This window comes from Pedobacter sp., assembly GCF_035317785.1.
Lineage (GTDB): Bacteria > Bacteroidota > Bacteroidia > Sphingobacteriales > Sphingobacteriaceae > Pedobacter.
Window position 1 is genome coordinate 15676 of the sequence record NZ_DATHGC010000382.1, and the last position, 13159, is coordinate 28834.

General features: G+C 41.4%; 12 protein-coding genes. 5 read left to right on the top strand and 7 right to left on the bottom strand.

Translation table 11 applies throughout. The annotated features are described in order from the left end of the window. Positions 1 to 78 precede the first annotated feature (78 nt). Positions 79 to 1203 carry a CofH family radical SAM protein gene (locus tag VK541_RS24065; protein WP_324373155.1) on the top strand — a complete coding sequence of 375 codons (1125 nt, stop codon included), beginning with the start codon at positions 79 to 81 and terminating at the stop codon, positions 1201 to 1203. Between the two features lie 73 nt (positions 1204 to 1276). Here VK541_RS24065 and VK541_RS24070 read toward each other — a convergent pair whose 3' ends face one another. Further along, positions 1277 to 2122, bottom strand: coding sequence for a ferritin-like domain-containing protein (locus tag VK541_RS24070; RefSeq protein WP_324373156.1), 846 nt, complete (start codon positions 2120 to 2122; stop codon positions 1277 to 1279). Positions 2123 to 2140: 18 nt separating this feature from the next. Beyond that, positions 2141 to 2839 (bottom strand): ferritin-like domain-containing protein, encoded by a 699-nt coding sequence (locus VK541_RS24075; protein ID WP_324373157.1) that lies wholly within the window; start codon positions 2837 to 2839, stop codon positions 2141 to 2143. A gap of 206 nt (positions 2840 to 3045) precedes the next feature. On the opposite strand from VK541_RS24075, the gene VK541_RS24080 reads away from it, so the two are divergent. From VK541_RS24080 to VK541_RS24095, 4 genes are all read left to right on the top strand, one after another. Continuing rightward, entirely contained in the window at positions 3046 to 3825 is a 780-nt protein-coding gene (locus VK541_RS24080) for a LytTR family DNA-binding domain-containing protein (protein ID WP_324373158.1), read from the top strand. Beyond that, positions 3815 to 6760 carry a ligand-binding sensor domain-containing protein gene (locus VK541_RS24085; protein WP_324373159.1) on the top strand — a complete coding sequence of 982 codons (2946 nt, stop codon included), beginning with the start codon at positions 3815 to 3817 and terminating at the stop codon, positions 6758 to 6760. The genes VK541_RS24080 and VK541_RS24085 overlap by 11 nt, the downstream gene beginning before the upstream one ends. Positions 6761 to 7172: 412 nt before the next feature. After that, positions 7173 to 7364 carry a hypothetical protein gene (locus VK541_RS24090; protein WP_324373160.1) on the top strand — a complete coding sequence of 64 codons (192 nt, stop codon included), beginning with the start codon at positions 7173 to 7175 and terminating at the stop codon, positions 7362 to 7364. A gap of 81 nt (positions 7365 to 7445) precedes the next feature. Beyond that, positions 7446 to 8564, top strand: coding sequence for a GNAT family N-acetyltransferase (locus VK541_RS24095; RefSeq protein ID WP_324373247.1), 1119 nt, complete (start codon positions 7446 to 7448; stop codon positions 8562 to 8564). A 10-nt stretch (positions 8565 to 8574) separates the two neighbouring features. Here the strand turns inward: VK541_RS24095 and VK541_RS24100 are convergent, their stop codons facing one another. From VK541_RS24100 to VK541_RS24120, 5 genes are read right to left on the bottom strand one after another with little or no spacing between them, the layout of a single operon-like run. After that, positions 8575 to 8904, bottom strand: a complete 330-nt coding sequence (locus tag VK541_RS24100) for a helix-turn-helix domain-containing protein (protein WP_324373161.1) — start codon at positions 8902 to 8904, stop codon at positions 8575 to 8577. A 29-nt stretch (positions 8905 to 8933) separates the two neighbouring features. Then, positions 8934 to 10301, bottom strand: a complete 1368-nt coding sequence (locus VK541_RS24105; RefSeq protein WP_324373162.1) for a UDP-N-acetylmuramate--L-alanine ligase — start codon at positions 10299 to 10301, stop codon at positions 8934 to 8936. Between the two features lie 25 nt (positions 10302 to 10326). After that, the gene (prmA, locus tag VK541_RS24110) at positions 10327 to 11166 is read right to left on the bottom strand and encodes a 50S ribosomal protein L11 methyltransferase (protein WP_324373163.1); all 840 of its coding nucleotides are present in this window, start codon (positions 11164 to 11166) and stop codon (positions 10327 to 10329) included. Continuing rightward, a complete protein-coding gene (gene tpiA, locus VK541_RS24115) occupies positions 11166 to 11927 on the bottom strand; it encodes a triose-phosphate isomerase (RefSeq protein ID WP_324373164.1) in 762 nt (253 codons plus the stop codon). Before tpiA ends, prmA begins: the two co-directional genes overlap by 1 nt. Positions 11928 to 11971: 44 nt before the next feature. Then, a complete protein-coding gene (locus VK541_RS24120) occupies positions 11972 to 13150 on the bottom strand; it encodes a putative sugar nucleotidyl transferase (RefSeq protein ID WP_324373165.1) in 1179 nt (392 codons plus the stop codon). Positions 13151 to 13159 lie beyond the last annotated feature (9 nt).

The window sequence follows — 13159 nt, forward strand, 5'->3', positions numbered from 1 at the left end:
TAATAATGTATTGTTTTTTATGACAAAGGAGCGATTGATAAATTTGTTCTGCGGGGCAATTTTATCTAAGTTTGCACTATGAATACTGCCGATTTATTACAAAGGGCCTTGCATTTCGACTTCCTGACGAAGGAAGAGGGTGTTTTTCTTTACCATAACGCAGCAACTGCCGACCTCGCATTTGTTGGAAATGAACTGAGAAAGAAGCAGGTAACCAGCGGAAAAGTAACCTGGCAGATCGACCGCAATGTCAATACCACCAATGTTTGCATCGCCAACTGTAAATTCTGTAATTTCTTCAGGAGACCAGGGCATGACGAAAGCTACATTACTGATATTGAAACCTATAAGGTAAAAATCGAAGAAACATTCAGATTGGGCGGTGACCAGCTCCTGCTGCAGGGCGGCCATCACCCTGACCTCGGGCTGCAGTTTTACGCCGATCTTTTTAAACAGCTCAAAGAATTGTATCCAGACCTTAAGCTGCATGCTTTGGGACCGCCCGAAATAGCCCACGTAGCAAAACTGGAAGGAATATCTCATACAGAAGTACTGAAAGCACTTAAAGCAGCAGGCATGGATTCACTGCCCGGAGCTGGCGCAGAAATACTCAATGACAGGGTACGCAGGCTGATCTCTAAAGGCAAGTGCGGCGGCCAGGAATGGCTGGATGTGATGCGCGCAGCACACCAGCTGGACATCACCACCTCGGCGACCATGATGTTTGGCCATGTGGAAACAATAGAAGAGCGGTTTGAACACCTGGTCTGGATCAGGGAAGTACAAAGTGAAAAACCAGTACATGCAAAAGGGTTTCTGGCCTTTATCCCCTGGCCTTTTCAGGATGACGGCACTTTATTAAAAAGGCTTAGGGGCATCAGCAACAATGTATCAGGTGACGAATACATCAGAATGATCGCTTTGAGCCGCATCATGCTGCCAAACGTGCTGAACATCCAGGCATCCTGGCTAACTGTAGGAAAGAACACTGCACAGCTTTGTCTCCATGCCGGTGCCAATGATTTTGGCTCGATCATGATCGAGGAAAATGTGGTTTCTGCTGCCGGTGCACCACACCGCTTTACCGCTCAGGGAATTCAAACAGCGATCAAAGAAGCAGGTTTTGAGCCCCAGTTGCGCGGACAGCAATACAACTACCGTGACCTGCCCGAACATCTGGAAGAACAGGTGATTACTTATTAGCATAAAAAAAGGAAGAAGACTTTCGTCTCCTTCCCCTATCCTAAACTTAAACAAACTTAATTTTTAAGGCTTATTATTTGATAAATAAGCTCGCAATGGTAAGTACATCTGCTTTAGCCAGTGGTTCGTCAAAAGATTCTACTGCAGCAGCTTTAGTGACACCTGTTGCAATGCCTGTGATGGTCACACCGGTCTGTACATCTAAGGCTTCACCGGCATATACAGGATCTACCTGAGGAACACCAGAATCATTTGCTCCGCCACCTGCACCAAGACTGATCCATGGTTTAATGGCAACACCACCACCGGCGGGAGCAGCGCGCATCTGACGGATGTGCGAAGCATGACGTGCTTCAACAGAGTGGATCTGTAACGCGGTCGTCAATACTGCATTTCCTTTTAGTACAGTTGCCTGACCTTTATAAGCCCTTACCCCTGTATCTTCAAATGCCTGAGCAACAGCGAGAAATGTTTTATAATCTGTATATACCGTCGGGAACGTGCCTTTAGCTGTAAAATCAAAATCAGCGTAAGCATAGACTTTTCCCGCAGCGCCACCCAGTGCCCCTTTAAGCAAATTTACATGGGCCAATTCGTGGTCGCGGATTGTAGTAATCGCACCATGCGCAGGTGTACCTGGAGTAAGCAATCCTGGCGCAGCCAAAAGTGAGTGATTGTAAAAATGATACTCCAGGTATTCCAGTGTCAATGCAAAATTCAAAACATCAGTAATAGCAGTTGGCGTACTTTGTCCATATGCTTTTTTGAACATAGAACCCATAGCCAGCGGCATTGCTGCCAAGGCTATTTTCTTGCCCATACTATAAAAATCTTTCATGGCTGCCCTTCTCGGGTTTAGACGCTCATATATCTCGCCATCAACTTTTTCTATTTCTTCTATTATGTTTACAATATTCATGTTTTCTAAGATTAAGGGTTATAAATTGATTACGTTAATTTTGGTTTTGACATAATTAGCAGCTATTGGAAGTACTTTATCGGGAGTAAGTGCCACATCCAGTCCGTTAGCGTCAACGACCTCTGCATTCGCAAAACTTCCGTTGGAAATCAAATCACGGATATACGCAGCATGACGTGCCTCAACTGAAACAATTTTTCCGGCAGCTACCAGATAGGCGTCTGTAGTCAAACGTACACCTGCACCATTATATGCCGCAACACCAAGGTCTTCAAAAGCTTTAGCCGTAGCCAAAACGCTCGTTCTGTCGGTGAAATTTATACTTGAAAAATTAACTTCCAAACTACCAATAGCAGCCGCACCTAAAGCCTTTTTTAAGTATTCCCTGTGTGCAATTTCATGAAACTGGATGTCCTGGAAATAAGCTTTTTCAGCAGCACTAAAACCCGAAGGCGGCGCTGAAGCTACCTGGATATAAAACGCAGCTTCTAATTGCTCCAATGCATAAGCATAATTTAATACGCCGAAGTCATCTTTAAAATCTAAAACAACGCCCTCATACTCAGGGATACCTCTGTCTCTTTTTTTGCATCCGGCTGCGATAAGAGCGATACCAGCTGCGCCAGCCCCTGCATATTGCAGAAAGGAACGGCGTTGCAATTGAGCAGTAAAAACGCTTTGCTCCACTTGCGTGTTTTGTTCTTGTAAGTTTTTCATAATACTAGAATTTGGGTTTTAAGGTTATGAAACTCACATCAAGCAGGTTTCATAAGGGTTTAAATTAAGTTTTAGTTATTTAAGTTTTTTCAATGCTTATATCAGCACATACGAAGGAAAAAACAGAACGGTTTTAGGAGTTTAGAAGAAATATTCACGGATCATTCATTTTTTTAATAAATTCACCAGAATAAAACCCAATCAGCGTGTTAAATGCCATTATAGTCGACGACGAAGAGTTCGCCCGCTCATCATTATATTTCCTGCTGCAGGAAAATTGTGAGCAGATCCATATTTCCGGAATTGCAAAATCTGTTGCCGAAGCAAGGTCCCTCTTGTCGCAGAATACTATAGATGTGATTTTCCTGGACATCGCTATGCCCGGTGAAAATGGCTTTGAACTGATTCCAAGCGTACAACACAGCAAAGCCCATGTAATCTTTACTACTGCATATGACCAATATGCGCTGAAAGCGATAAAGGCGAACGCGCTGGATTATCTGCTCAAGCCTATAGACATAGATGAACTCAAGGCAGCTGTAGACAAAGCCTCAAAACATATTTTACTGAATAAGACAGAGCAGAGCAGAGCTGAAAGCCTGCAGAACCTGGCTGTGAATCTGTCCGACCGAAATGAGATCCGAAAAATCAGTTTGCCCAACGGACAAGGCTACAGCCTGATCAGTATCGAAGATATTGTACACATAGAAGCAGACAGCAATTACTCAGTTTTTCACCTGGCAAACAGGGAAAAAATAACCGTATCTAAAGTATTGAAAGAATACGAAGAAATATTGCCGGAGCATCAGTTTGTAAGAATTCATAAATCCAGTATCATAAATCTGAATTACCTTAAAGAATATAATTACCGCAACGGCTATGAGGTCCTGTTAAAAAATGGAGAAAAAATTGCGGTATCAAGAAGACGGGCCAGTGATTTAGCCGAAAAGGTAAGGTCTTATACCAGTTTTGACAGTGAAAAATAATGCCCAGAACTTAATCCGGTCTTTTATCCTGCTGATCATTCTATTTTTCAGCGGCATAAATGCGTTTGGCCAGACAACCTATCTCCAACATTTCAATACCAAAAACGGACTGCCAAGTAACAATTGCTTTTATACCCTGCAGGATTCCAAAGGCTACATTTGGGTAGCCACAGATGCCGGAGTAAGCAGATTTGACGGAAAGGTATTTGAAAATTTTTCGGTAGATGACGGATTGCCCGACAATCAGATCCTGCAGCTTAAAGAGGACAGAAACGGGAGAATCTGGTTTTTGGCGTTAAACGGTCAGCTCAGTTATTTCTCCAATGGAAAAATCTACAATGAGACCAATAACAGGTTGCTGAAACTGCTAAAATTTAATGCGGTAATTGTCTCTTTCTTCCAGGATTCCAAAGGCAGGATCTGGCTGGGCACCAACAAAAATGTGCTGGTCATGTGGGACGGAAAATCTATCATGAAATTTATTTCGGCCAGCAGCGACCGCCAGTTCATCAATACCTTTGTGCATGAAGATCGCAGCGGCAAGATTTGGGCCTATAGCAACAGGTGTGTAAGGATACTGGACAAGGGCAATTTTAAAGTAATACCGCACAGCTCTTTACCGCTTTCTTACAAAACTGCTTTGAACATGCCCGACAAGTCCATCGCATATATTGACCAGCTGGGATTGAACATAAAAAGTGGAAATGAACAACCACTCAGGCTGAGTATTGATCCTGATCTTTTGCAGAATGATCCGGGTTACTTCTATTTTGATCCCAATGAAGGACTCTGGTTAAGCAACAACTCAGGTATTCATTTGATAGACAGGTCGGGAAAAGTAAGCAGTTATCTCCAAAACATATTATCAAGCCAGGTGATCAAGGACTCGAAGGGTAACATGTGGTTTACAACCAATAACGGCATTTATATGCTGCCAAAAAAAGATGAAAGGCTGTACATCATCAACAGGTCTGACGGACTGAGCAGTGATGTGGTAAAAAGTATTACAAAAGACGATAAAAACCAGATCTGGCTGGGACTTGACTATGCAGGAATTAATATTGTCGACGGTCATACTTTCACTGTCAATGAATTCCTGGTTCCTGATAAAGGAAAATTTAACATGATCAAACAGCTTACTTTTGACACCACTGACAACTCTGTATATTTCGCATCTGACTATGGGCTGGGAAGGATCGGGGACATTCATAAAAATCAGACCATTGACTATCTGAAAGAAGCAAATAATCTGATGTTTGTCATCAAGAGTTTTAGCCTCGGCAGCGATAGAAGTCTGGCAATGGCACTTTCATCCGGAGTAGTTATTCTGCCTGACCGTATCAATAAGTTTGAGTACAGCTCATTGTATTTCAAACAACAGGCAGATTTTTTTAACAACAGATCATACAGCGTATTTTATGACAAAAATAAAAGCCTCTGGTTTTCCAATATCAATGGATTGTCGGAGTTTTCAGCCGAAAAGCTTTATAACTATTATGAAAAGAGCCCGCTGCTCACCAGGAGGATAAATGACATCCAGGAATTAAACGACGGCACGATTGTTCTCGCCACGGATGGATATGGGATCATCTATATTAAAGACAAGAAGATTACTAAAGTAATCACCCAGAGAGACGGCCTGGTAGATAACATTTGCAAGAAGCTATTTGTAAAGGGAAATGAGGTGTGGACGATCACCAATAATGGCATCAACAGGATTTCTCTTAAAGGCAGGGATGCTTATATAGAAAGTTTTGAGTATACCAGTGCGCTGCTTGCTGAAGGGGTAAACGGCATGTATATTGACGAGCGCAATGCCTATTTTGCAACCAACAACGGGCTCGTTTTCTTTTCTATCAATAAAACCCAGGTGATCAGCGAGGCCCCTCAGGTCTTTATTTCTTCTATCGTCAACAATAAAGTGAAGCTGAGCCTTAGTGAGAAAAATCATCTGCTGAACCCCTACAGCAATAACATTACCTTCTATTATAGTGCCATAGATTTTCAGAACAAGAACGTAACCTACAGGTATCGTCTTAAATCAGACGCGGTGTGGACCGAAACGAAAAACAGAAGGCTTGAATTTTCATCTCTCGAACCAGGAGAATATACTTTTGAGCTGAGTGCAAAATCCAGCAATAGTGTATGGAGCAGTCCGGCAAGAGTAAGTTTTATCATGGAACGGCATTTCTGGCAGACACCATGGTTTTTCATGATCATCCTCACCCTATCAGGGCTGGCGCTATATAAGCTTGCTGTAATGGTAACAAAACGTCAAAAGAACAAAGAACAGGAACAGCTCCTGCTAAAAAATAAAATTCTGATGCTGGAGCAACGTGCATTGCAGGCCATGATGAACCCGCACTTTGTTTTTAACGTAATGAACTCCATACAGCATTATATCAACACCAAAGACACCACCTCGGCCAATAAGATCCTGACCGGCTTTGCCAGGCTGATCAGAAAGAACCTGGAAATCTGTACCAAAAGCTATGTAACGCTCGAAGAAGAACTGGAATACCTGGAGTTATACCTCAGCCTGGAGAAAAAAAGATTTGGTGAAAAATTCAATTATACCATTACCGTTGACAATGCCATTGATAAAGAAGAAACAACCATCCCTTCGATGATCCTTCAGCCATACATTGAAAACGCAATATGGCATGGTATAATGCCGAGGGAAGAGGGTGGTAAAATTGACATTGACATCAATCTGAAGGACAGCGGGCATCTGGTCATTCAAATTATAGACAATGGCATCGGAATAGACAATTCACTTAAAGAGAAAAAGGGACAGCACGTGAGTAAGGGGATGGATCTCACCAAAGAAAGGATCAATTTACTGAACCAGGTTGAACCCAATCCTATACAAATGGAGATTCGGCAAAATGGAAAATCGGGCACTTTTGTATCCATTGTGATCCCTTTACGGTAGCTAAGTACCGTTTACTCAATATTTCATACCACTTACTAATTAAAAAGAAATCGTTTACAAATTTGCATTAAACTTGTTATAGATATTAAAACAAACATAGTTTGTAAAAAGCGTTCTTATAGAATTGATACAGATATTTTACCTAACCTAAAACTATATCTCAATTCAGGTTTCATTTGTGTGTTAAAAAATGGTAAAGTTCATAGCTTTACCATTTTTTTTTGCCTTCTTTTTAGAGAACGCTCATTTCTTCCTATAAGCTTACAGCCGGATTAGCCAGGAATATTTTTTGCAAACAATCTTTTCCGTAAAATTGATTTTTATACTATTTTTGGAGTAACAAAGATCTATTCAAAAAGATTTTTGTAAATTTAAATTATAAATAAAAAACTTAGGGAATTATACTTTTGTAATGAAAACTCCGAAAAAACCAATCAATCAAAGTCCACAAGTTGATCCAGATGATGAAATGGAAGATGTGCAGGATGAAACAACTAACGGTAACAAGTACGATGATGATGACGACGATGATTTTGATTTGCCGTTAGATGATCTGGACACATTTGACACCTATGGTGCGGATGACGACGACGACGATTATTAAAACCCATATACTATAGACTAGTGTAAAAAGCATTCCATATATTGGGATGCTTTTTATTTTAATTCCATGCCCAATCTCAGAATGACGATAATACCGGTATCAGATACAAAAACTGCAAGAAAATTTTTAGACGTTACAGATCTCATTTACCAGGATGACCACAACTGGATCCGCCCCCTTGATCAGGATATAGAAGGTGTTTTTGATGTCAATAAAAACCCGTTCTTTAAACATGGCAGGTGTACCAGGTGGGTATTGAACAATGATCAGGGCGTAACCATTGGCAGAGTTGCAGCTTTCATCAATGAAAAAAAAGCTTATCAGTATGAACAGCCGACAGGCGGTATGGGTTATTTTGAGTGCAACAATGATCAAACTGCGGCATTTTTGTTATTTGATACCGCCAAGGAATGGTTGCAGCAAAATGGAATGACTGCCATGGACGGTCCCATCAATTTTGGAGAAAACGACTCATTCTGGGGTCTTCTTGTAGAAGGTTTCACTCCTCCCTCTTTCGGCATGAATTATAATCCCGATTACTATTATAATTTTTTTCAGACCTACGGTTTTAAAAAAGAATACGAACAGATCACCAATCATCTTGCAGTCAGAAATCCATTCCCTGAAAGGTTTACAAAGATCGCCAATTGGGTAGCAAATAAACCAGGATATACTTTTGAGCATTTCTCTAAAAAGAATGCGCAGAAATATGTAGCTGACCTGATGGAGATCTACAACGACGGCTGGAAGGGCTTTGAGAACTTTGTTCCGATCAAAAAAGAAACGCTGGAAGAATCATTTAAGAAGATGGAGGCCATCATGGACGAAAAGCTGATCTGGTTTGCCTACATAAATGGAGAACCTGCCTCTTTTGTGGTGATTATTCCGGATGCAAATCAAATGATCAAAGGATTTAACGGCAAACTGGGCTTATTGGAGAAACTTAAATTTGTTTACAGGAGGTGGGTCGGTGTCAGCAGGATGAGGGCTATTGTAATGGGTACTAAAAGTGCCTATCAAAAACATGGCTTGGAATCGGCATTGTTCATTAAACTCAAGGAATATGTGCTGCCCTTAGATCAGTATGACGAGCTGGAACTTTCCTGGGTCGGGGACTTTAATGACAAGATGTTGTCGATACATCATGCAACAGGTGCCACTTTTGGAAAGCGGCACCTGACCATGCGTAAAATATTTTAATCGGCAGAACCTATTTCTCTCTGATTTCCTCATAAAGATCAATCACCTTCTTTTGAAGTTTGATGATCTCTTCTTCCCTTTGAGAAAGTTTTTCTTTTAGATTACTGATCTCCTCAAAATTAAGAGATTGAGGATTTTCTCCTTCTTTAGAAATGATATCCATAGTTGAGACTTCAAATAAATTGGCAATTTGGGCTAATCTGGATATGTTAATATCAGTTATACCGGTTTCAATTTTAGAAAATGCAGGAATAGAAATGCTCAGACGTTTTGCCACTTCTCCCTGACTCCACCCATTTTTTTGGCGCAATTGTCTAATGTTTTTACCTATAATGTTCATAATTTAAAATTAGGTTTATGTGTTATTTATTATTCTTTCGGTGAAATTGTATTCAACTCACGTGCCAATTTAGTAAGGTCCAGCCCACCAAAGTTTCCGGAACTCATCAGCAACAGGTTGGTACGGTAAAAATTAATATTTAATAAGTAATCTTCCAATAACGCTGAATTATTAAAAAATAGTATTTCTTTACTGTTAAACGCTGTTTGAACATCATATTGTGTGAACGGTTCCATTTTCTTTTGTACAAAAGTTTTTTCATCGATGTAAACAATTGCGATATCAGCTTTTGTCATAGTATTGGCATATTGTTCGAGGAAGGTTTTATTGAGGCTGCTGAATGTATGCAACTCTATACAGGCGACAAGTTGTCGGGTTGTAAATTGTGCTTTGACAGCTTCTATAGTTGCTTTTAATTTGGATGGAGAATGTGCGAAATCTTTATAAACATTAGTCTCATTTTCGCCATTCAATAATTCAAGCCGCTTTGCCGCTCCAGTAAAAGAGGAGATCGCAATGTTAAATTGTGCCCCGTCAATACCCAGTTGCAGACATACGAGTTTGGCCGCATTCAAATTCATAAGGTTATGGTCTCCAAATACTTTTAAAGCGGTTTCATCAGGTAAGAGATAGGTAATTCCATTTTTTACCTTATGTTCAGGAATACCATAGCCAATCGGCTCAGCAGGCGCACTTGAATCTTTCACCAGGTCATTCAAATCCTGATCTGCATTGCAGTAAATTAACTTTCCCCCCGGCTGTATGGTTTCTATAAAAAGCTCAAACTGCCTGGTATAATCCTGGTAAGTTGGAAATACATTGATATGGTCCCATGCAATCCCACTTATGACGGCAATATTGGCCTTATAAAGATGAAATTTTGGTCTTCTGTCTATCGGAGAAGCCAGATACTCATCCCCTTCTATGACAATCAGCGGAGCAGACTCCGTAACCTTGACCATGGTATCAAAACCCGCCAGCTGTGCGCCCACCAGGTAATCAAAGTCTCTTTTATAATAATTCAGCACATGAAGGATCATAGAAGTGATCGTGGTCTTGCCATGGCTCCCGCCGATTACTACCCTGAGTTTGTCCTTGGTCTGTTCATAAATGTATTCAGGATAAGAATAGATCTTTAAGCCCATTTGTTGCGCCTTTAACAGCTCAGAATTGTCTTTAAGGGCGTGCATCCCCAGAATGACCGCATCCAGATCTGCTGTAATGTTGTTTTCGTCCCAGCCCATCTGCCTTGGAAGCAGGCCATATTTGTCGAGCCGACTGCTGGAAGGCTCAAAAATGACATCGTCTGAACCTGTCACCTGATATCCCTTTTTGTGCAGGGCTATGGCGAGATTGTGCATGGCACTGCCGCCTATGGCAATAAAATGTATACGCATATATTCTGAATTAAATAAGGACCTGTCAGTCTTTCTTAAAGCGGGCGGCTACCCATTCCCCATTTTTCTTACGATCAATGAACCTGATCCCGAAAGATTCACATTCCTTGCGGATCATATCAAGATCCGGAGATTCATAAAATCCGCTAAAGAAAATACTTCCACCAGCTTTCAGTACTTTACTATAATCTGATATCTGGTCCAGCAGGATATTTCGGTTTATATTTGCAAAAATGATGTCAAAACTGGTATCCGGTATAACTTCCTTACCTCCGCATGATGCTTCAATATTACTAATATTGTTCAGATCCGAATTTTCCAGAGCGCTCAGATAGCAAACCTCATCATTGTCTATTGCAACCAATGAGCCCGCACCCCTTTTTGCTGCCAGGATAGCCAGTATGCCTGTACCGCAACCCATATCCAGAACGATTTTATCTTTTACATCCGCAGCCAGGATGTACTCCATCATCATGGTTGTAGTTTGGTGGTGGCCGGTGCCAAATGCCATCTTAGGATCAATGACGATCTCATAAGCATATTGGGGCTGCGAAGGATGAAATGTGGCCCTTACATAGCATTGGTTATCAATGATCAGCGGTTCAAAATTCTTCTCCCATTCCTCGTTCCAGTTTTCTGCCGCTATTTCAGCAACAGTGTACTGATATTCAAACTCCCCTTCAAACTGCAGCATTGCCGATGTGAGCCGGGTTTCATCGAAACCTGCCTGGTCGATAAACCCGGCAAACCCATCAGGTGTATCTTCAAATGTATTGAAACCTATGTCCGCGAGTTCCGCAATCAATAGGTCCTTTTGATACTCCTCAATTCCGGCAAAGCTGAAAGTAACCTGTATGTACTGCATTAAGCATTAAAAGTTTTAACGATGTCTACGAAATCTCTTGATTTCAATGATGCACCTCCTATAAGGCCACCGTCAATGTCTGCCTGAGCAAAAAGCTCCCCGGCATTTTTAGGATTACAGCTGCCACCATAAAGTATGCTTGTATGGTCTGCAACTGCCGAATCATATTTACCGGCAATTTCCTTACGGATAAACGCATGAACTTCCTGTGCCTGTTCAGATGTAGCCGTTAAGCCGGTCCCGATTGCCCAAACCGGTTCATAAGCGATCACTATTTTACCAAAGTCCTCAGCAGGCAAACCGAAAACACCTTCTTCCAGCTGAGATTTTAACACCTCAAAATAGCTTCCGTTGTTCCTTTCGTCCAGGGTCTCACCGATGCAGAAAATAGGAGTTAAACCGTTTTGCAGGGCAATGATTGTTTTCTCTGCCAATAGCTGATTACTTTCCGCAAAATACTGACGACGCTCTGAATGTCCTATAATTACATACCCACATCCTACAGATTTGATCATCTTTGCAGAGATCTCCCCGGTATACGCACCGCTTTCCTTCTGATGACAGTTTTGAGCACCAACACTCACAATATTGCCGCCTAATTTCGCAAGACTGTTTAAGTGGATAGATGGCGCACAGATGATGGCCAGCTGCTCTCCCTGTTTCTCATCTCTTATCATATTGACAATTTCCGAAAACAAAGATATGCCTTCTGCATAATCCAAATTCATTTTCCAGTTTCCTGCAACTATTTTCTTTCTCATAATATAATTTATTTAGGCTGTTAAGGGCTAACCTTATGCCTGGTTTAAAAGTGTCTGTGTGTTTTGGTGTCCTCAAAAATCTGAGTTAAAATGTCTTTTTCAATCTGGTTAAATACCATGTTCCTGCGTTCATAAACTTTTTCAGTGGTCTCAAACATTTTATGGAGACTGTAAGTTTCAAAGCCATGAGCACCGCCCCATGCAAAATCGGGTATAAAGTTTCTTGGAAAACCTGCGCCAAAGATATTGGCGCTTACTCCGGCTACAGTACCCGTATTGAACATGGTATTGATACCGCATTTCGCGTGATCTGCCATAATGAGACCACAAAACTGCAAGCCGGTCTTGCGAAAGTGTTCAGTCGAATAATCCCATAATTTTACTTCTGCGTAATTGTTCTTCAGGTTAGAATTATTGCTGTCGGCACCGATGTTGCACCACTGCCCCATCACAGAATTGCCAAGATAACCTTCGTGGCCTTTTGAAGAATAACCCCATATTACTGCGTTATTGATCTCCCCGCCTACTCGGCTATGCGGACCAATTGTAGTTTGTCCATATATTTTAGCACCCATTTTTATCTGGGAGTTGTCGCAAAGCGCAAAAGACCCCCTGATGTGGCAGCCTTCCCAAACCTGCGAATTATAGCCCAAATAAACAGGCCCGTTTTTACTGTTGAAAGTGGAACATTCCGCTTCCGACCCTTCCTCAGCAAAAATATTGTCGCCGATAAAAGTATTGGTGCTACTTAATTTTGCAGAGCTGCGCCCTTTGGTGAGCAGGGCAAAATCTTTTTTCAGCTCAGTATCATTGTATTTAAAAATATCTTCAGGAAAACTTATCCTGATCAATTCAGCATCGTAATTTTTTGATGTGAAAAGACCAATGGCTGCATCTTCCGGAATTTCACCGGCCTCAGCTTTATAGGCAATGATGAGGTCTGACTTTTTTAATGACTCTCCCGGATTTAAACCGGAAACAGCTTCAGCGAGCTTCTGGTCAGGGCAGACAGAGCCATTGATGAACAAACCTGCATCCTTTGCTAAAACATATTTTGGTGCCAGATAAGAAATGGTCCTGAAACCCGCCTGACCTGTGCCCAGGTATTTTTCCCATTTCTGAGCAATAGTTAAAATTCCTATTCTCAGATCGGCAACCGGCCTGGTAAGAGAGAGTGGACGGAGCGTAAGCCATGCGCCATCATCAAATAAATTGATTGTCATAAGCTACAA